19 protein-coding genes are annotated in these 19,148 nt (G+C 47.2%); 18 read left to right on the plus strand and 1 reads right to left on the minus strand.

The features are described from left to right. The first annotated feature begins 12 nt into the window (after positions 1 to 12). The 17 genes from dapF to spoVM all read left to right on the plus strand — a co-directional run bounded on the left by dapF (position 13) and on the right by spoVM (position 18,178). Complete coding sequence (dapF, locus tag BP97_RS0118050) at positions 13 to 855, plus strand: diaminopimelate epimerase (RefSeq protein ID WP_028550347.1); 843 nt, start codon at positions 13 to 15, stop codon at positions 853 to 855. Positions 856 to 887: 32 nt separating this feature from the next. Further along, positions 888 to 2,804 carry a bifunctional homocysteine S-methyltransferase/methylenetetrahydrofolate reductase gene (locus BP97_RS0118055; protein WP_028550348.1) on the plus strand — a complete coding sequence of 639 codons (1,917 nt, stop codon included), beginning with the start codon at positions 888 to 890 and terminating at the stop codon, positions 2,802 to 2,804. 37 nt (positions 2,805 to 2,841) lie between these two features. After that, entirely contained in the window at positions 2,842 to 3,723 is an 882-nt protein-coding gene (locus BP97_RS0118060; RefSeq protein ID WP_028550349.1) for a YicC/YloC family endoribonuclease, read from the plus strand. A gap of 167 nt (positions 3,724 to 3,890) precedes the next feature. Next, entirely contained in the window at positions 3,891 to 4,151 is a 261-nt protein-coding gene (gene remA / locus BP97_RS0118065) for an extracellular matrix/biofilm regulator RemA (RefSeq protein ID WP_009672664.1), read from the plus strand. After that, the gene (gene gmk, locus BP97_RS0118070) at positions 4,135 to 4,761 is read left to right on the plus strand and encodes a guanylate kinase (RefSeq protein ID WP_156043249.1); all 627 of its coding nucleotides are present in this window, start codon (positions 4,135 to 4,137) and stop codon (positions 4,759 to 4,761) included. Before remA ends, gmk begins: the two co-directional genes overlap by 17 nt. A gap of 2 nt (positions 4,762 to 4,763) precedes the next feature. Next, on the plus strand, positions 4,764 to 4,979 hold the full coding sequence (gene rpoZ, locus BP97_RS0118075) for a DNA-directed RNA polymerase subunit omega (RefSeq protein WP_028550351.1): 216 nt from the start codon (positions 4,764 to 4,766) through the stop codon (positions 4,977 to 4,979). A gap of 57 nt (positions 4,980 to 5,036) precedes the next feature. Further along, a complete protein-coding gene (coaBC, locus tag BP97_RS0118080; RefSeq protein ID WP_028550352.1) occupies positions 5,037 to 6,248 on the plus strand; it encodes a bifunctional phosphopantothenoylcysteine decarboxylase/phosphopantothenate--cysteine ligase CoaBC in 1,212 nt (403 codons plus the stop codon). Further along, positions 6,248 to 8,830, plus strand: coding sequence for a primosomal protein N' (gene priA / locus BP97_RS0118085; RefSeq protein ID WP_028550353.1), 2,583 nt, complete (start codon positions 6,248 to 6,250; stop codon positions 8,828 to 8,830). Before coaBC ends, priA begins: the two co-directional genes overlap by 1 nt. 90 nt (positions 8,831 to 8,920) lie before the next feature. Beyond that, positions 8,921 to 9,400: a peptide deformylase gene (gene def / locus BP97_RS0118090; RefSeq protein ID WP_028550354.1), complete on the plus strand. Its 480-nt coding sequence runs from the start codon at positions 8,921 to 8,923 to the stop codon at positions 9,398 to 9,400. Then, positions 9,397 to 10,356 (plus strand): methionyl-tRNA formyltransferase, encoded by a 960-nt coding sequence (fmt, locus tag BP97_RS0118095; protein ID WP_028550513.1) that lies wholly within the window; start codon positions 9,397 to 9,399, stop codon positions 10,354 to 10,356. The genes def and fmt overlap by 4 nt, the downstream gene beginning before the upstream one ends. After that, a complete protein-coding gene (rsmB, locus tag BP97_RS0118100; RefSeq protein WP_081824256.1) occupies positions 10,299 to 11,756 on the plus strand; it encodes a 16S rRNA (cytosine(967)-C(5))-methyltransferase RsmB in 1,458 nt (485 codons plus the stop codon). Before fmt ends, rsmB begins: the two co-directional genes overlap by 58 nt. A gap of 65 nt (positions 11,757 to 11,821) precedes the next feature. Continuing rightward, positions 11,822 to 12,907 carry a dual-specificity RNA methyltransferase RlmN gene (gene rlmN, locus BP97_RS0118105; protein WP_051620717.1) on the plus strand — a complete coding sequence of 362 codons (1,086 nt, stop codon included), beginning with the start codon at positions 11,822 to 11,824 and terminating at the stop codon, positions 12,905 to 12,907. Between the two features lie 8 nt (positions 12,908 to 12,915). After that, the gene (locus BP97_RS0118110; RefSeq protein WP_028550357.1) at positions 12,916 to 13,698 is read left to right on the plus strand and encodes a Stp1/IreP family PP2C-type Ser/Thr phosphatase; all 783 of its coding nucleotides are present in this window, start codon (positions 12,916 to 12,918) and stop codon (positions 13,696 to 13,698) included. Positions 13,699 to 13,704: 6 nt separating this feature from the next. Continuing rightward, positions 13,705 to 15,948: a Stk1 family PASTA domain-containing Ser/Thr kinase gene (gene pknB / locus BP97_RS0118115; RefSeq protein WP_028550358.1), complete on the plus strand. Its 2,244-nt coding sequence runs from the start codon at positions 13,705 to 13,707 to the stop codon at positions 15,946 to 15,948. Next, complete coding sequence (gene rsgA, locus BP97_RS0118120) at positions 15,948 to 16,886, plus strand: ribosome small subunit-dependent GTPase A (RefSeq protein ID WP_028550359.1); 939 nt, start codon at positions 15,948 to 15,950, stop codon at positions 16,884 to 16,886. The genes pknB and rsgA overlap by 1 nt, the downstream gene beginning before the upstream one ends. A gap of 5 nt (positions 16,887 to 16,891) precedes the next feature. Then, the gene (rpe, locus tag BP97_RS0118125) at positions 16,892 to 17,548 is read left to right on the plus strand and encodes a ribulose-phosphate 3-epimerase (RefSeq protein ID WP_028550360.1); all 657 of its coding nucleotides are present in this window, start codon (positions 16,892 to 16,894) and stop codon (positions 17,546 to 17,548) included. A gap of 549 nt (positions 17,549 to 18,097) precedes the next feature. Further along, entirely contained in the window at positions 18,098 to 18,178 is an 81-nt protein-coding gene (spoVM, locus tag BP97_RS36795) for a stage V sporulation protein SpoVM (RefSeq protein WP_036746143.1), read from the plus strand. A gap of 119 nt (positions 18,179 to 18,297) precedes the next feature. Here the strand turns inward: spoVM and rpmB are convergent, their stop codons facing one another. Continuing rightward, entirely contained in the window at positions 18,298 to 18,486 is a 189-nt protein-coding gene (gene rpmB, locus BP97_RS0118140) for a 50S ribosomal protein L28 (protein ID WP_028550362.1), read from the minus strand. A 234-nt stretch (positions 18,487 to 18,720) separates the two neighbouring features. Here rpmB and BP97_RS0118145 point away from each other — a divergent pair, with 234 nt between their 5' ends. Continuing rightward, entirely contained in the window at positions 18,721 to 19,083 is a 363-nt protein-coding gene (locus tag BP97_RS0118145; protein ID WP_028550363.1) for an Asp23/Gls24 family envelope stress response protein, read from the plus strand. Positions 19,084 to 19,148 lie beyond the last annotated feature (65 nt).

Consider the following 19,148-nt stretch of genomic DNA (forward strand, 5'->3'; position numbering starts at 1 on the left):
GGGAGAACCATAATGAAATTCACAAAAATGCATGGACTTGGGAATGATTTTATCGTTGTCGGAGGAGAGAAGGAGCTGCCTGCAAACGCAAGCGAGCTTGCCGTCCGACTGTGCAGCCGTTTTTTTGGAATCGGTGCAGATGGTTTAGTATATATACTTCCTTCGAAAATAGCGGATTACAAGATGAGAATTATCAATTCCGATGGTTCTGAATCCGAACAGTGCGGCAACGCCATTCGCTGTGTCGCCAAATATATTTATGAGCATGGCTTGGTCGATGCTGCAAAACGGGAGCTCACTGTGGAAACGCTCGGTGCTGGCGCTCAAAAAGTGCAGTTAACGGTAGAGGAAGGCAAAGTAACGGCTGTTCGAGTTGACATGGGTGCACCGATCTTAAAAGGAACGGAAGTCCCGACTTTGGTTGATCTTGATCGGGTAACGAATCATCCTATCGAGGTAGATGGACGTCAATTTCGTTTTACGGCCGTTTCCATGGGGAACCCTCACTGTGTTATTTACGTAGATGATGCAGTAAGCTTTGATTTGGCTGTTTGGGGGCCTAAGCTTGAGGTGCATCCGATGTTTCCTCGACGGGTTAACGTGGAGTTCGCCACGGTAAAATCTCCTGTCGCCATGGATATGCGCGTATGGGAGCGGGGTGCAGGCCCTACACTTGCATGTGGGACTGGAGCATGTGCGACTTTGGTTGCGTCCGTGTTGAACGGTAAAGCGGAGCGTGCGGCTACTGTATCACTAAAAGGCGGGGACTTATTTATTGAGTGGGATGAGTCAAACAACCACGTTTATATGACCGGACCTGCTGAGCAGGTGTTCGAAGGCAGCGTTACACTGTAAGTATTTACATGGGAAAGGCGAGGCGGAAGAAGATGAAGCTTGAGTTGAGAGAAGCGCTCCGTCAGCATATATTAGTCGGCGATGGAGCCATGGGGACATACTTGTATCAAATGGGGTTTCCCGTAGGAATCTCTTACGAGGAATTAAATTTATTAAAACCGGATGTCATTATGGACGTACACCGCCGATATTATGAAGCGGGCGCACGGATCATTGAAACGAATACATTTTCTGCAAATCGCGAAAAGCTTTCCAAATACGGCCTTGAGCAGGATGTGGAAGCTATTAACCGTGCAGGCGTGGAGCTGGCCCGTAAAGCGGTCGGTAATGACGCTTATGTCGTTGGAGCCATCGGATCTATTCGAGCAGGAAAAAGAAAAAATGTACGTACGACCAAAGTAAAAGAGGATTTGCGACAGCAAATTGAAGTGCTGCTGGATACACCGGTTGACGGTTTGCTACTGGAATCTTTTTATGACTTGGATGAGATGCTGCTTGCGTTGAAAATCATTCGTAAATTGAGTGATATTCCTGTCATCTGTCAGTTTGCTACTGAAGGAACAGGAACGACCCATGATGGAGCAACGCTGCAGGAAGCTTTCAATAAGTTGAAGCAGAATGGAGCGGACGTTGTAGGCTTTAACTGCCGAAGCGGCCCTAACGGACTACTCCGTTCACTTGAAAAGGTGGCGGGAATGAATGATCCGCTGCCGTTCTCGGTATTCCCTAATGCTGGTATCCCTGACTATGTGGATGGACGGTTCACTTATGCTGCAACACCGCAGTATTTTGCTGAGACTGCGCTGAAGTTTGCTGACTTAGGCGCTCGAATTATAGGCGGCTGCTGCGGAACTACTCCGGAGCACGTGGCTGCAATGGCCCAATCGCTTCATGATTACACTCCGGATTCCACGAGAGTCGTTCGGCTGCAGACCCCATTGACTGCGGGGGGGACGACAACGGCTGAGCGCGGGACAATTCAAGTAGATGAATTGAGGACGGAACAGACGACGGCTCAAGGTGCGGATTATCAAGAGCCTAATATTGTTGAGCTGGTGAAACAACGGCATACCGTTATTGTTGAGTTGGACCCTCCAAGGGACTTGGATATTACAAAGTTCATGCAAGGTGCTCAAGCCCTCAAAGAAGCGAATGTCGATGCGCTAACCATGGCGGATAATTCACTTGCTGTAACCCGGATGAGCAATTTAGCATTAGGCTATCTGGTTAAAGAACAGACAGGCTTGCGCCCCTTGATTCACATCGCTTGTCGTGACCGCAATATGATAGGGACACAGTCACATATGATGGGCTTGCATGCATTGGGGATCGATCATGTACTCGCGGTAACTGGAGATCCGGCGCGCTTTGGTGATTTGCCAGGCTCAAGCTCGGTGTACGACTTGACTTCATTTGAAATCATCCGTATGATCAAGCAGTTGAATGAAGGCGTTGCTTTCTCAGGCAAAGCACTCAAGAAGACAGCAAATTTTATTATTGGGGCAGCATTTAACCCTAACGTAAAATATTTGGACAAAGCTGTTCAAAGGCTGGAGCGCAAGATTGAAGCTGGCGCCGATTATATTATGACGCAGCCCGTTTATAATGCAGAATTAATAGAGAAAATATATGAAGCGACCAAACACTTATCCGTTCCTATTTTCATTGGAATCATGCCGCTTGCGAGTGGCGGAAATGCGACCTACCTCCATAACGAGGTTCCAGGGATTCAGCTTTCTGATGAGGTACGTCAGCGGATGGGTGAGCTCAAAGGCGAAGAAGGTAGAGCGATGGGTGTCCAGATCGCCAAAGAATTATTGGATACGGCAATGAAATATTTTAACGGTATTTATTTAATGACACCGTTCCTTTCCTATGAAATGACGGTACAGCTGACGAACTATGTGTGGGAGAAATCCGGCCGGGCAGTTTCCACTTGTACCCATTGACAAAATGAATTAATATAGAATAATGGATGTGAATGTCATGGTTCGCAGTATGACTGGATTCGGACAAGCAAATCGTTCCTTTGCGGGGTATACCGTACAAATGGACGTGAAGTCTGTCAATCACCGTTATTGCGAAGTGCAGGTACGGATACCGCGGGAATGGTTGAAATACGAAGATCTTCTAAAGCGCACCGTTCAGCAGGAGATAAAGCGCGGACGTCTCGATGTGTTTGTCACGGTCGAGCGCGCTGCGGATGCAAGCGGCACAATGGAGATCAATTGGGCAGCAGCAGAAGCATACCGTTCAGCAGCCGAGCAGCTGAAGGCTAAATTCGGAGTTGAAGGTACCGTAACCATTCAAGATTATCTTCGTATTCCCGATCTCATTAGTTACCGTGAAGCAGTGGAGGCGGCAGAAGAGGATTTGGAACGAGAATGGACACATTGTGTTCAAGAAGCGGTTCAACATCTGGTCCTGATGCGCACTTCGGAGGGCTCTCATTTAGGGGAAGACACGTTACAGCGCGTCCAAGCCTTGGAGTCGTTTCTTGAGCAAGCGCGTCAATTAGCTCCTCAAGCTGTGCAGGATTATGCAGGTAAGCTGCGTCTACGAATCCAAGAGCTAATGCAGCAGCCTGTTATCGATGAGGTACGGTTGGCAACGGAAGTAGCTATATTTGCAGACCGTGCGAATGTTGATGAGGAAATAACAAGACTGCTAAGTCATTTTCAGCAGTGCAGGCAGCTGTTAAGCTCGCCCGAACCGATTGGTAGGAAGCTGGATTTCCTGGTTCAGGAAATGAATAGAGAAGTGAACACCATCGGATCCAAGGCTAATCATTCCGGGCTTACCGCAATTGTAGTCGAAATGAAGGCTGAACTGGAGAAAATGAGGGAGCAGATTCAAAATATTGAGTAAAAGCCACGTTTTGCGAGAGCAAGCTTGGGTTATGCTTTACGATGTAGACTTTCGCTACGGAAAGCTCTGCTGACGCTTACGATGTAAGTTTTCCCATTCGGGAAGGCTCTGTAGATGCTTACGATGTAAAGCTTTCCCATCGGGGAAAGCTCTTAGGAGGAAACAAGATGGCAATCAAACTTATTAATATCGGATTCGGTAACATCGTATCCGCTAACCGAATCATTTCCATCGTGAGTCCGGAATCGGCGCCAATCAAAAGAATCATTCAAGAAGCGCGCGACCGTCACATGCTGATTGATGCAACCTACGGCCGCCGTACGCGTGCAGTGATTATTACGGACAGCGATCATGTCATCTTGTCTGCAGTGCAGCCTGAAACGGTAGCACACCGACTTTCTAATAAGGACGATGATCATGACGAGTAAGGAAAAAGGAATATTAATCGTACTATCTGGTCCGTCCGGAGTAGGTAAAGGAACGGTCTGCAAAGCGCTTAGACAATGCGCACCTGATCTTATCTATTCTGTATCCGCTACAACCCGTGAGCCAAGGCAGGGTGAAGTGGACGGTGTAAATTACTTTTTTAAATCAAGAGAACAATTTCAGCAGCTGATTGAAGAGGATCAAATGCTGGAGTGGGCTGAATACGTAGGTAATTATTACGGGACTCCTAGAAAATTCGTAGAAGAAACATTACTTGCCGGCAACGATATCATTCTTGAAATTGAAGTGCAGGGTGCTTTGAAAGTAAAGCAAAAGTTCCCGGAAGGCGTATTTATTTTCCTGCTGCCTCCTTCGATGGATGAGCTTGAAAATCGCATTGTAGGTCGAGGAACAGAATCAGAAGAATCTATCCGCAACCGGATGTCGGTCGCTATGGATGAAATCCGTCTGATGGAGCATTATGATTATGCTATCGTAAATGATCATGTCGAGAATGCCTGTTCGCGGATTCAATCTATCATAGTAGCGGAGCATTGCCGTAAAGAGAAAGTTGTAAACAAAATCAAACAATGGATGGCAGAGGTGAACTAAGCATGTTATATCCTTCAATCGATAAATTGTTGGACAAAGTAGACAGCAAATATTCTTTGGTCGTAGCGGCTGCAAAACGGGCAAGAATGCTGCGTGACGGTTCGAAAACCGAGGTGCGCAATAAAAGATCCCATAAGTTCGTAGGACTTGCACTAGAAGAAATTTACGAAGATCATATTTCTTACGAGAAGCTGCAAACTAAAGAATTAGTGAAGTAACCTTTACAACAACCCTCGTGGTTGTTATTTTTTTCTCGAATATCGGGGGTGGATCGGATGCTGAACGGTAAAACGATACTTTTAGGTGTTAGTGGCGGTATTGCCGCTTATAAAGCAGCCGCGTTATGCAGCAAGCTGAAGCAGGCTGGTGCAGAGGTTCGAGTCATTATGACGGAGTCGGCGACCCGCTTCATTGCGCCGTTAACATTTCAAACATTATCACGGCATGATGTGATCGTGGATACGTTCGATGAAAAAGATGCCTCGGTTGTCTCGCACATCGATTTGGCGGATCATGCCGATCTAGTTATCGTTGCGCCTGCTACTGCCAATGTCATTGCCAAAATGGCTCATGGATTGGCGGACGATATGCTTAGCACAACTCTGCTCGCTACCACAGCGCCTATTCTCGTCGCTCCGGCTATGAATGTACATATGTATGCGCATCCTGCTGTACAATCAAATATGCGAACCTTGGCCGAGCGCGGTGTGTTGTTTATTGAACCGGGTACAGGTCAGCTTGCCTGCGGCTATGTAGGTAAAGGAAGGCTGGAGGAACCGGAGCACATCGTTGCTGCTATCGAGCGTTTTTTCGCTGACAGTCAATTGTTAAAAGGGAAGAAACTGCTTGTTACGGCAGGAGGCACGGTCGAGAGGATCGATCCGGTGCGTTACTTGACCAATGATTCTTCAGGTAAAATGGGTTTTGCCATCGCGGAAGCGGCCAGGAATATGGGTGCGGATGTTACTTTAGTTGTGGGTAAAGCATCAGCTCCTATCCCTGAAGGGATTAGGACGATACGAATCGAGTCAGCTCAGGATATGCTGGACGCGGTGGTTGCAAGGATGCCGGAAATGGACATTGTCATCAAGGCGGCAGCAGTAGCTGATTATCGGCCTGCAGAGCAGGCACAGCAGAAGATTAAGAAAAAAGACGAGGAAATGACGCTGAAACTCGTCAAGAATGCAGATATTTTACAAACGATCGGCAATATTAAATCGCATCAATTTGTGGTTGGTTTTGCTGCTGAGACGGAACGTATTGACGAGCATGCGATAGATAAGCTAAAACGCAAAAACTGCGATTTGCTGGTTGCCAATGATGTGACTCAAGAAGGAGCCGGATTCGGTACCGACACGAATGTCGTCCGTATCTACGATCACAACGGGCTTGTCGAGGCGCTTCCTGTTATGAGTAAGCTGGATGTAGCTAGGAGCTTGCTGCTTTATGTGGCCGAACGGATGAAGAAGGGAGACAGTGCGAACTGATGTACGCAAAAGTCATAGTGGATGTCCCCGCGAAGCAGACAAACCGCGCCTTTGATTATTTTATTCCTGAAGCAATGAGGGAATGGGTGATGGTCGGCAGCCGGGTAGGTGTCCCGTTTGGCCCGCGCAAGCTGCAAGGGTTCGTTGTCGAACTGCATCAACGTTCGGATTTTGATCCAAGCAAAGTCAAACCTATTGCAGAGGTTATGGATCTGTATCCTCCTTTAACTCCTGATTTGGTCACATTAGCACATTGGATAAGCCAAACGTATCTATGTAACGAAATCACTGCTTTGCAAGCGATGATACCAGGCGCCCTAAAAGCGAAGTATGAACGCCACGTATGTGCTGCAGATACAGCAGCTCTGCCTTCTAATGGTCAATATTCTTTGCTGCTTCCTGAGCAGCAAGAAATCATCCGTTATGTTAGAGAGAAAGGTTCGGTCGAAATCGAAGCTCTCTTGCAAAAATTCAGTTCGGAAGGTACTTTGATTAAGCAATTGATAACAGAAGGACTTCTGGTTGAAATGCAGATGATCAAAGACCGGATGGCTGCCAAAAAGGTGTTAACCGTGTTCCCGCCTGATGATCCGGAGCTGCTGCGGGAATGGGAGCTGCAGCTGCCTGCAAGGGCCGGCAAGCAAAAGGAAGTACTGCTTTACTTGGCAGAGCAGCCGATTCCTATTAAGCTTACAGAATTGTTGCATGAGCTGGGGATCAGTGCCGGTACAGTGAAAAGCTTGGCCGATAAGGGTTGGCTGACAATTAAAGAAGTTGAAGTGTTTCGGGATCCATATGCTCAAAGAAAGTTTAACAAGACGCAGCCTCTGCCGTTAATGCCTGAACAACAGCAGGTGTTTGGACGTATCGCAGATGCGGTAAATCATCGTGAGCATAGAGTGTTTCTGCTTCATGGGGTTACGGGCAGCGGGAAAACTGAGGTATACTTGCAGTCGATTCAAACCTGCCTGGATCAAGGAAGGGAAGCGATTGTTCTCGTACCTGAGATTTCGTTGACTCCTCAAATGGTAGAACGCTTCAAAGGACGCTTTGGCGATCTAGTAGCTGTTCTTCACAGCCGCTTATCCCACGGGGAGCGTTATGATGAATGGCGTAAAATTATGCTAAAGCAGGTACGCGTCGTTATTGGCGCTCGCTCGGCGATTTTTGCCCCATTTACGCAATTAGGACTGATTATTATTGATGAAGAACACGAGTCATCCTATAAGCAAGAGGAAAGTCCCAAATATCATGCACGCGATGTGGCTGTTGCTCGTGCTTCTCAGCATGATGCAGTGGTTGTTCTCGGGTCGGCCACGCCGTCCCTTGAAAGCATGTACGGAACTTTATCTGCCTCGACTCCCTCTTCTAACATACAAAACGTAAGTAAAGAGATTTATAGCACTACATTGTTCGGGGAGGAAGAACTGGGATTAAACTCATCTGTGGTTCGCCACGTGAACGCTGAAAAAGTGCGCTTCGAGCTGCTGACCATGCATAACAGGGTGGAAGGCCGTCCGCTTCCTAGAGTGCAGATTATTGACATGCGTGAAGAGCTGAGAACCGGCAACAGGTCGATGTTTAGCCGTGGATTGTATAAAGCGATAGAAGAACGGTTACACAAGAAAGAACAGATCGTTTTATTGCTGAACCGCCGCGGCTACTCGACCTTTGTCATGTGCCGAACGTGCGGTTATGTAGCGCAATGTCCTCATTGTGATATTTCTTTGACGTTTCATCAAAGCTCGCACGTGATACGGTGTCATTATTGCGGCTATGCTGAAAGGGAATTGACGGTTTGCCCATCCTGTAATAGTGAGCATATCCGCCATTTCGGCACAGGAACGCAAAGGGTTGAGGAGGAATTAAGCAAGCTGTTTCCCGGGATTCGTGTCATCCGAATGGATGTCGATACGACGACGGAAAAGGGCTCCCATGAAAAATGGCTGACGATGTTTCGCAACCGGCAGGCTGATGTGCTGCTAGGGACTCAGATGGTAGCTAAAGGGCTTGATTTTCCTCATGTAACTTTGGTTGGAGCTTTGGCTGCGGACACCGTTTTGAATTTGCCCGATTTCAGGGCGGCGGAGCGTACCTTCCAGCTTTTGACGCAGGTAGCCGGCAGAGCCGGGAGGCATGAGCTTCCGGGAGAAGTTTTTGTTCAAACTTATGCTCCCGAGCATTACAGCATTATCAGCGCAAGCAAGCATGACTACTTAAGCTTTATGGATAAAGAAATGACACTGCGTAAGCTCCATGAGTATCCGCCATTTCATAGGCTGATACTTATTACACTTAGTCATGAACAGATCCCTCTTCTGATGAGAACGGCAGAATCACTAGCGTCCCGTTTGAAAGAGCTTGCCAAGGAGCTGCATCCGCTTCCTATAGAAATTTTGGGCCCGGTCGCCTCTCCAATAGCCCGAATCAAAGATAGATATCGATTTCAATGCATGATAAAATATCGGGGAGAAGCTACAATATCAGGCCTTGTACGGCGTGCAGTGGCTGCTTTTGAGGATATGGAAAAACAGCACAAGCTTACGATTAGTGTAGATGTAGATCCCCAAGTGTTGATGTAACATACGTCCTTATACTTTTTTGAAAAATAGATTGCAGTAACAGCAGAGGCTTTACATTCATCAGCCCTACTCAAGAAAGGTGTGTTTATTATGGCAATTAAAATTATCGTGAAAGACCCGGATCCGGTCCTGCGTGAAATGTGCAAACCAGTAACTAAAATCAATTCCAATATTCACAAACTGCTTAACGATATGGCCGATACGATGTATGATGCCGAAGGCGTAGGCTTGGCAGCACCTCAAATCGGAATATTGAAGCGCGTTATCGTGATGGATGTTGGGGATGATCACGGTCTGATCGAGCTTATTAATCCTGAAGTGATCGAAAAGGAGGGCGAACAGTTCGGACCGGAAGGCTGCTTAAGTATTCCTGGCAAGACCGGTGATGTACGCCGCGCACAGCGTGTAAAAGTCAAAGGCCTTGACCGCGATGGAAACGAAATCGTCATCGAAGGAACGGACCTTCTTGCCCGCTGCATCTTGCATGAAGTCGATCATTTGAACGGAGTGCTTTATACCGATCTCGCGGAAAAAATGTACCGTGGCGAACAGCATGGCGGTGAGTCATGAGAGTAGTATTTATGGGCACGCCGGAATTTGCCGTGCCTTCTCTACAAGCTTTGCTCGACAACGGAGTACAAGTAGTTGGCGTTGTGACCCAACCGGATCGTCCGGTTGGGCGCAAGCGTATTTTGACACCTACACCAGTGAAAGTAGAAGCTGAGAAGCATGGAATTCCCGTGCTGCAGCCAGAAAGACTGAGACGTCCGGAGTCTGTTGAGGAACTGAAGGAACTGCAGCCTGACTTGATTGTTACGGCGGCTTATGGACAAATCCTGCCTAAATCGGTGTTAGAGCTGCCAAAACACGGATGTATTAACATTCATGCTTCTCTGCTGCCAAAATATCGCGGTGGTGCGCCGATTCACCATGCTGTTATGAATGGGGACGCCGTAACAGGTGTAACCATCATGTACATGGCTGAAGGCTTGGATACCGGAGATATGATCAGCAAGGTGGAAGTGAGCATTGAGGATACGGACACTCAGGGTACTATGTTCGAGAAGCTAAGTATTGCGGGTGCACGTTTGCTGACTGAAACACTTCCCGATCTGATTGCAGGACGAATTCAAGCGGTACCGCAAAATGATGCAGAAGCGATATACTCGCCGAACATTACAAGGGAGCAGGAGCTGATTGATTGGAATAGATCGGCTCTCGCGATATGGAATCAGGTCAGAGGACTGAGCCCTCGTCCAGGCGCTTATACGCTGTGGAACGGTGAAGTGCTTAAAATTTGGAGCTGCTTGAAGCCTGATGCAGCCCTTAATCCATCAAGTGCTAACACAAGCCAACCGGGAACTGTATTAGGCATGGGGGAAAACGGGATCGTAGTTGCAACTGGCAGTGGAACGATCACGATTACTGAACTGCAGCCTGCCGGCAAAAAAGCAATGGACGCAGCGCAATGGACGCGAGGCGGGCAATTATCCATTGGAACGGTGCTAGGAAGCGCAGAGCAATAGATGCAGGAGGACTACTAATAGTGAACAAAGGCAACGTGACTACCGGTAAGGTGAACGGCAAGAGCGGCAGACACAATGAGAGCAGAACGGCTTCGAAGCCGGGAACAGCCAGAGAAACGGCGCTTGATGTACTTGTCCGTACGGAGCAGGACCGTTCGTACAGCAACCTGCTGCTTCACCAGACACTTCAAAAGTATGGTTTGGACAAAGCGGATGCTGGCTTGGCAACAGAGATTGTCTATGGGACCATTCAACGCATGAACACGATCGATTATTTTCTAGAACGCTTTGTTGCCAAAGGGATGGCCAAGCTGCAGCCTTGGGTGCGAAGCTTGCTTAGACTGAGCTTTTATCAAATGATGTATCTGGATAGAATACCTGATCACGCTGTAGTGAATGAAGCGGTCAACCTTGCCAAAAAGAGAGGCCATCAAGGTATTTCCGGCATGGTTAACGGTGTCCTTCGTAATGTCATTAGGCAAAAGGAAACGCTAAAGATTCCTGATAACTTACCGGTAATTGAACGAATAGCACTCACGCACTCCCATCCCGAATGGATGGTGAAGCGTTGGCTTCGTCAATTGGGGGAAGAACGGACAGAGCGAATTTGTGAAGCTAACAACGTACCTCCTCGAGTAAGCCTAAGGACCAATACAGTGAAAATCAGTCGTGATGAGTTGGTCGACTTGCTTAAGGAAGCAGGACTTCAAGCGGAGCCTTCTGATTTGGCGCCAGCGGGAGTATTGGTTAAAGGCGGAGGGAATATGGCTTTGACGCCTTGGTTCGCGGATGGACTATTCTCAATACAGGATGAAAGCTCCATGCTAGTTGCTGAAGCCGTCGATCCTAAGGCAGGAGAAAAAGTGCTAGATTGCTGTGCTGCGCCTGGCGGAAAGACGATGCATATGGCGGAAAAAATGGAGGATCGAGGAGAAGTATGGGCTTGCGATATTCATGAGCATAAAGAAAAGCTGATTCGCGAGCAAGCGGTTCGGCTTGGTCTTCATTCGGTCCGAACGGTGACATCCGATGCACGTAAGCTGTCGGAACGTTTTGCTCCAGGCAGCTTTGATCGTATTCTTCTTGATGCTCCATGCTCTGGTCTTGGAGTTATTCGACGGAAGCCAGATATGAAGTGGAGCAAGCAGGAGAGGGAGTTGGATGATATTTGCGTTATTCAACAGGAACTGCTATCACAGGTACATCAACTTCTTCGACCAGGTGGAGTGCTAGTGTACAGTACTTGTACTATTGAACACAATGAGAACGAGGGTATGATCAAACGATTTTTACAAGAACATCCCGAATTCGAATTAGAAAACGGCCAAGCACTGCAAATTTATCCATATGAGCACCAATCCGACGGTTTCTTCATTGCTAAGCTGCGGAAACGAGCGTAAAGATGAGATATATGGTAAAATCAAACGTATGCATTGATTAATAGACAAACAGGTTGTGATAAACTTTGGAATCGACAAATAAACAAGTACAACAATTGCCCAGCAAACCCTATGTTTACGATTTGTCATTGGAAGAATGGCAGGAATGGGTGAAAGCTAACGGTGAAGCGGCTTTTCGAGCCGGTCAAATATTTGATTGGCTTTATGTGAAAAGAATATCAAGCTTCGAAGAGATGACGAATTTGTCCAAATCACTTCGAGACAAGCTGTCCCAACAATTCGATTTTGTTACCTTAACCGAGGTTGCTAAATACGAATCGAAGGATGGTACCGTTAAATTTTTGTTTGAGCTTTCGGACAAAAACGCCATCGAGACAGTCATCATGAAGCATAGCTACGGCAACAGCGTATGTGTAACAACGCAAGTTGGCTGTCGGGTCGGCTGTACCTTCTGTGCCTCGACGTTGACGGGACTTAAGCGCAATCTGGCTCCGGGTGAAATTATTGCTCAAGTGGTTAAAGCACAGCAGCTGCTGGATGCGACGGAGGAACGAGTAAGCAGCATAGTTATCATGGGGATCGGAGAACCATTTGAGAACTATGACGCGATGATGAAGTTTTTGAATGTCATGATTCATCCGAAGGGATTAAATATCGGACAGCGGCATATTACGGTATCCACTAGCGGAATTGTTCCGAATATCTATCGTTTTGCTGACGAACAGACGCAAATCAATCTTGCGATCTCAATCCATGCACCTAACGATACATTGCGATCCAAATTGATGCCGGTGAACCGCAGATTTCCTTTTGCCGATCTTATAGAAGCTTGTCAATACTATGTTGCCAAGACTGGCCGACGTATCACGTTTGAATATGCGCTAATGGGCGGCGTTAACGACCGACCGGAGCATGCGGAGGAGCTTGGTCAAGTATTGAAGCAGTTTCCGATGGCTCATGTCAATCTGATTCCCGTCAATTTCGTATCGGAACGAGATTATGTGCGAACACCTAGGGACGATATCTTTACATTCCAGCGTATACTAGAACGTAACAAAATTAACGCTACCATACGCCGGGAGCAAGGGAGCGATATTGCTGCGGCATGCGGACAGCTGCGTGCGAAGCATATGGAGTCAGGTGCGAGGTGAGGAGAACCATGGTAAAAACGGCCAATCAAACGGATGTTGGGCGCGTCCGAATGGTCAATGAAGACCGCGCGATTGTTCAGGAGAATTTAAATGGTTTTGTATTAGCTATTGTTGCTGATGGAATGGGCGGTCACCAAGCAGGTGACGTCGCTAGTCAAATGGCCGTAGATATTATTCAGAATGAATTGCAAAGTATTGCAAGCGACGCATCCGTCGAACAACGGCGGATACAAGTGAAGCAAGCGGTTGAGCTGGCAAATGAGAAAATTTTTGAATTTGCCTCACAGCGCGAAAATTATTATGGCATGGGTACCACTGTAGTTACCGTGTTGGCTGACGAACAATCGGTCGTTATCGGACATATCGGTGATAGCCGTGCTTACAGATTCAGCGGCGGTGCTATTGAGCAAGTGACGGAAGATCATTCCTTGGTTAACGAGTTGGTTAAGAACGGACAGATTACTCGGGAAGAAGCCACTCATCATCCTCGCCGCAATGTTTTGACTAGAGCTCTTGGAACAGAAGCTACAATTGAAGTGGATATTCAGGATTTTACATGGAATAACGGAGACGTGCTGCTGATTTGCAGCGATGGACTAAGCTCCTTGGTTAGCAGGGAACAACTGCTGACTTTAGTGAATGGTGCAGAGCCGTTGGAAGAGACGGCACAAAAACTTGTTAACGAAGCGCTGGAAGCGGGTGGCGATGACAACATTACCGTGGTGTTGGTCAGTAATGCTGCTGATCCGATAGCGGGAGATGCAGAACATTTTGACGGTGAAACGGGGTGATGGTGAATGATAGGTAAGCAGCTGGGTGGCCGTTACGAAATTCTCGAACGTGTCGGCGGCGGCGGCATGGCTATAGTGTATAAAGGACTTGATATTTTATTACATCGACACGTCGCCGTAAAAGTGCTGCGTCAGCAGTATGTACATGACGAGGAATTCATTCAGCGCTTCCGTAGGGAAGCACAGGCAGCGGCATCACTATCTCACTCGAATGTGGTCAGTATCTACGATGTAGGTCAAGAGGAAGACATTCATTATATTGTGATGGAATACATCGAAGGTACGACCCTAAATGAGCTGATCAAGGAAAAAGCGCCATTACAGGTGGAAGAAGCGGTTCACATCGCCAGCCAAATATGCGACGCTCTCGATCACGCCCATCACAATCAAATCATTCATCGCGATATTAAGCCTCATAATATTTTGTTAGGGAAAAACGGCAGGGTCAAAGTGACTGATTTCGGTATTGCCCGCGCTGTGACCTCTTCCACGATCACTCAAACCGGTTCTGTTGTCGGTTCTGTCCATTACTTCTCGCCTGAGCATGCCAAAGGTACCTTTACGGGGGAGCAATCCGACTTATATTCGCTCGGTATCGTTATGTATCAGATGCTGACGGGTCGGCTCCCCTTCTTGGGGGAAAGCCCGATTAGCGTAGCACTAAAGCATTTGCAGGAGGAAGTGGAGGACCCGCGTAAGGCTAATCCGCTGATTCCGCAAAGTGTAGAAAATATAATATTAAAGGCTATGCGTAAAAATCCAGCAGAGCGTTATCGCTCCGCTAAGCAAATGCTGGATGATTTGGACAGCTGCCTTTTGCCTCATCGACGTAATGAAGCGAAGATTAATTTCTTAGATGAGGACGAGCTGGACGAAGAGAAAACGCGGATCATACCTGCAATTCGCCCGGGTCAGTATATGGCTGAGTCGGATGACGACGATGATGACAAAGTAGAAAAAGCGGTTGAGCCTGCTGTAAGTGGTGGAAAGAAGAAAAGAGGCTGGGTCAAGCCGCTGATATGGATTATCGTTCTTTTGCTGGTGCTGGGTGCGATGTGGTACTTGGTCGGAGTGGTTAAGGCTAAATTTACGGTGCAGGAAGTGGACGTGCCTTATGTTGTCAACCTGCCAGTTGCCGAAGCTAAAGCAAAGTTGAGCGCAGCACAATTGGATGCAGAGGTTGTACAGGAAAGCTCACGAGAGGTTGCCAAGGATACCGTTATCCGACAAAGCCCATCGAACCAAAAGCTGAAAGTACACAGCAAGGTAACGCTCACAGTAAGTAAAGGCATCGATAAGCTGAAAATGCCGAATGTCGTAGGGGCCAAGCTGGCGGATGCCAAGACGGCTATTATGGCGTTAGGGATTAAAGAAGATAAGATTACAACTGAGCAAAAGTTCATTGATGCAGAACCAGGAACAGTCTTGCAGCAAACGCCGGGACAGGATGAAGAGGTTGATCCTGTTACCGCAACGGTAAAGCTTGTTGTAAGTAAGGGCAGAGAGAGTATAGCTATGCCTGATTTGGTTGGTCTGACGGAAGCGGAAGCCAAGTCTAAGATTACTGTCAATAGCCTGAAGCTTGCTGCCGACGGCATCACGTACGAGACAAGCTATAAGCAGCCTAAAGGGAAGGTCATTACTCAGTTCCCGTACAAGTATAAAGAAGAAGTGCCGCCCGGCACCGAAATCAAGCTTATTATTAGTTCAGGCTATCCGGAGGAAGCAGGGCCGATGACGGTAACGGTACCGATCAAGCCGGCGAAGGAAGGCAAGGCTTCGACAGTCAAAATTATTCTTAGCGATGCGGCGTACGATAATTTTGATTACAAGACGCTCACTAACGTCACGAAAGCGACGACAGCGGATGTGAACCTGGTACTGTCACCGGATAAAAGTGCTACGATCACTATCAAGCAGGACAATGTAGTTTCTGATATGATCACAGTGACCTATCAAGATTTTCTGGCTTGGAAAAGCGGAAAACCATTTAATCCGATCCCTTCCGGTGGTCAAGGCAGCGGTACAGCGCCGAGCAATACGCCGACCCCAACGCCTACGCCGAGCCCAGGAGCAACCCCGACACCAACACCTCCTGTCAAAAACTCGGGAACGGGTGGAGCAGCTAATGGCAGCGGTAGTGCTGTGCCAGCATCAGGAACTAATACGAATGGGGCGTCTGGATCAGGTTCGGCTACTCCGCCAGGTTCTCAAACAAGTAATCCTAACAATACAGGAGGCAGAAATTAATGCCAGCCGGTCTAATCGTAAAGGCACTCAGCGGTTATTATTATGTGCTTTCAGAAGAAGATGAGCTTATGACCTCTATTCAATGCAGAGCGCGCGGGATTTTCAAAAAACGCGGCGTCTCTCCATTGGTTGGGGACAGGGTGCTTTATGAGTTAACGGAAAACGGTGAGGGTACAGTGGATGAAATATTGCCGCGATCCTCAGAGCTTGTAAGGCCTCCCGTAGCTAACGTAGAAATCGTTGTGCTTGTGTTTGCGGTTACGGAGCCTGCGCTTAATTTGCAGCTGTTGGACAAGTTTTTGGTTCATACGGAAAGTGCAGGACTGGAGACGATTATTTGCTTAACGAAGCAGGATTTGGTTGTGGAAGATAATGCAGCGGAAGCAGCAGCTCCTGCCAAAGGAGAAATGCTGCTCACCGGGGTGAATGATATTGTACAATTGTACGAATCCATTGGATATCGTACAGTTGTTACAAGTGCCAAATGCGGTATCGGAATTGATCCTGTATTACAGCAGTTGGCTGGACGCATAAGTGTCTTTGCAGGGCAGTCTGGTGTTGGTAAATCCTCTCTGCTGAATGCAATGGTACCAGGTCTTCAGCTGGAAACGAATCAAATTAGCATGAAGCTCGGAAGAGGGAAGCACACTACCCGTCATGTAGAGTTGATTCGTCTTGCCAACGGGGGGCTGGTAGCTGATACTCCAGGGTTCAGCCAGCTGGACTTTTTACAAATTGAAGAAGCGGAGCAGCTGAGCTCTTGTTTTAAGGAGTTTAAGTCCCATGCTTCCGGCTGTAAATTCCGCGGCTGTTTACATCTTCATGAACCAGACTGCAAGGTGATCGAGGCAAAGGAAAAAGGAGAAATCTCTTCATCCCGGTACGAACACTATTTGCAATTTTTAACCGATATCAAAGAGAGAAGAAGGAGGTACTGAGTAACATGCTGAACATTGCGCCATCTATTTTATCTGCTGATTTTTCCAAATTAGGTGAGGAAATTGCCGATGTGGAAAAAGGCGGAGCAGATTGGATTCATGTGGATGTAATGGATGGTCATTTCGTGCCCAACATTACAATTGGACCTCTGGTCGTTGAATCGATCCGCCCACATACGGCCCTGCCGTTGGACGTCCATCTAATGATCGAAAATCCGGACGCCTACATCCCGGCTTTTGCCAAGGCGGGTGCAGATCTGATTTCCGTCCATGTGGAGGCCTGCCGTCACCTTCATCGTACATTGCATTTTATTAAAGAAAATAATGTTAAAGCGGGAGTTGTGCTCAATCCGGCAACCCCGCTCTCTACGATAGAACATGTAATGGATGAGAATTTGGATCTAGTACTCATTATGACGGTAAATCCTGGCTTCGGGGGACAGAAGTTCATCCCTGCCATGCTGCCGAAAATCGCCAAGCTGCGTGAGATGCTGAACGACAGAGGATTAGGTCATGTTGATATAGAGGTTGACGGAGGGATTAATGCGGAAACTGCACAGCAGGTTATAGCCGCAGGAGCTAATGTCCTGGTAGCAGGGAGCGCCGTATTTAACCGCAATGATCGTGCGGAAGCTATTCGGCAGATTCGAAGCGGGGTGTAAAAATCGGGTGAGATTTTTGACGGTGTTAGGTTATAGTATACTTTGCGCACTATTACTCTGTTTATTTTCTCAAATAGACGATTTGCTGAAATACATCTTCTCACTTGGTGCGTTGATTACAGGCGTTCAATTTTTTAAGAGACATGATGGTCGCGGGATGAGAATCGCATTTGTTGCTTCGACTATCGTATTATATTTTATATTTGCTGTTATCTATGCTTTTTATGTAGCTGTAAAGACAGGACAGCTGCCTGCAGCTCCTTAATCAGCCCTTATACATAGTGGATGAACTCCTCCGCAGTCATATTCCGGCTTATCGCCGCATAACATGGTTACAAAAGTTTAGGCTTTTGTAGCCTTTTTTGTTTTTGTGGATCGGCATGGGATAGGCACGTTTTGCAAAGCTGCGGAATACAATGAAGTATAATGACTTGACTTTGTTCCGTTGACTGCCTTGTACCCAAACGGTGAAGGTGAGAACGCAGGTGAAATCATCGAGATGGACTTCGAGCAGAAGCTTTGCTAGTGAAAACCGGAGGAGGGGTAGAAATGAAGTTTTACACAATCAAGCTACCGAGAATTATAGGCGGATTTGTTAAAGCAGTACTTAATACTTTCAGTAAAAACTGATCGTATCATGAATGTATACTTATGGCGGCCAAAGAGGATGGATGGTGCTTGGGCCAGCGACAATCAAACTAAAAAAAGCACCTGCGGCCAGGTGCTTTTTGTCTATCTGATGGTAAGAACTAGACACGAGTAACTTTTCCGGATTTCAAAGCTTTCGTGCTTACATAAACGCGCTTCGGCTTACCGTCCACCAGAATGCGAACTTTCTGAACGTTAACACCCCAAGTGCGCTTTGATTTGTTGTTAGCGTGGGACACGTGGTTACCAGTACCTGGTCCTTTGCCAGTAATGAAACATTTGCGGGACATTGTATTACACCTCCTTAACAGCCTCGATGACCTAACTACTTGTCTTCAAAAGCATTCTCCGTAAGAAAAACCTGTTAAAAAACACACTCAAATATCATATCATAACGGTATGAAAGCCGTCAATGTTGCAAGGATGTTTTTAAGGGAGATTGACCAAATTTTATTTATTTCTTTCGTTTGATATAGTAAAATGAGTTGTAGTCCATTCTAATCTATATCAAAGGAGCTGTATAAATGGCTATCGAACTGGCTACGGAATATGGAAAAGTATGGATTACCGAAGACGTCATTGCTGTGTTGGCGGGATCGGCTGCTTTGGATTGTTATGGACTCGTAGGAATGGCATCGCGTAATCAGCTGAAGGATGGCATTGCGGAACTGCTTCGCCGCGATAACTTAAGTAGAGGTGTCGAGGTCCGGAAAGATACGCAGGGAGCACTTGCAATAGATCTCTATATTGTAGTAAGCTACGGTACAAAAATATCGGTTGTGGCCCACAATGTTCAGACTAAGGTAAAGTACGTATTAAACGAAGTTGTGGGCCTTCAAGTGGAGTCGGTGAACATATATGTTCAAGGCGTTCGTGTGGCTCAGTAACGCTAAGAGGACTGCGGTACTAGTGGAAGTAAGCCGCGGTTCGACTTCGCAGGGAGGGGAATGTT

This window comes from Paenibacillus sp. UNC451MF, from assembly GCF_000686845.1.
Taxonomy (GTDB): Bacteria; Bacillota; Bacilli; order Paenibacillales; family NBRC-103111; genus Paenibacillus_S.

Bases quoted from the DNA above. Each gene is read 5' to 3' on its own strand.
- dapF (WP_028550347.1), top strand. From the start codon at position 13: ATGAAATTCACAAAAATGCATGGACTTGGGAATGATTTTATCGTTGTC.
- BP97_RS0118055 (WP_028550348.1), top strand. From the start codon at position 888: ATGAAGCTTGAGTTGAGAGAAGCGCTCCGTCAGCATATATTAGTCGGC.
- BP97_RS0118060 (WP_028550349.1), top strand. From the start codon at position 2,842: ATGGTTCGCAGTATGACTGGATTCGGACAAGCAAATCGTTCCTTTGCG.
- remA (WP_009672664.1), top strand. From the start codon at position 3,891: ATGGCAATCAAACTTATTAATATCGGATTCGGTAACATCGTATCCGCT.
- gmk (WP_156043249.1), top strand. From the start codon at position 4,135: ATGATCATGACGAGTAAGGAAAAAGGAATATTAATCGTACTATCTGGT.
- rpoZ (WP_028550351.1), top strand. From the start codon at position 4,764: ATGTTATATCCTTCAATCGATAAATTGTTGGACAAAGTAGACAGCAAA.
- coaBC (WP_028550352.1), top strand. From the start codon at position 5,037: ATGCTGAACGGTAAAACGATACTTTTAGGTGTTAGTGGCGGTATTGCC.
- priA (WP_028550353.1), top strand. From the start codon at position 6,248: ATGTACGCAAAAGTCATAGTGGATGTCCCCGCGAAGCAGACAAACCGC.
- def (WP_028550354.1), top strand. From the start codon at position 8,921: ATGGCAATTAAAATTATCGTGAAAGACCCGGATCCGGTCCTGCGTGAA.
- fmt (WP_028550513.1), top strand. From the start codon at position 9,397: ATGAGAGTAGTATTTATGGGCACGCCGGAATTTGCCGTGCCTTCTCTA.
- rsmB (WP_081824256.1), top strand. From the start codon at position 10,299: ATGGACGCGAGGCGGGCAATTATCCATTGGAACGGTGCTAGGAAGCGC.
- BP97_RS0118110 (WP_028550357.1), top strand. From the start codon at position 12,916: ATGGTAAAAACGGCCAATCAAACGGATGTTGGGCGCGTCCGAATGGTC.
- pknB (WP_028550358.1), top strand. From the start codon at position 13,705: ATGATAGGTAAGCAGCTGGGTGGCCGTTACGAAATTCTCGAACGTGTC.
- rsgA (WP_028550359.1), top strand. From the start codon at position 15,948: ATGCCAGCCGGTCTAATCGTAAAGGCACTCAGCGGTTATTATTATGTG.
- rpe (WP_028550360.1), top strand. From the start codon at position 16,892: ATGCTGAACATTGCGCCATCTATTTTATCTGCTGATTTTTCCAAATTA.
- spoVM (WP_036746143.1), top strand. From the start codon at position 18,098: ATGAAGTTTTACACAATCAAGCTACCGAGAATTATAGGCGGATTTGTT.
- rpmB (WP_028550362.1), bottom strand. From the start codon at position 18,486: ATGTCCCGCAAATGTTTCATTACTGGCAAAGGACCAGGTACTGGTAAC.
- BP97_RS0118145 (WP_028550363.1), top strand. From the start codon at position 18,721: ATGGCTATCGAACTGGCTACGGAATATGGAAAAGTATGGATTACCGAA.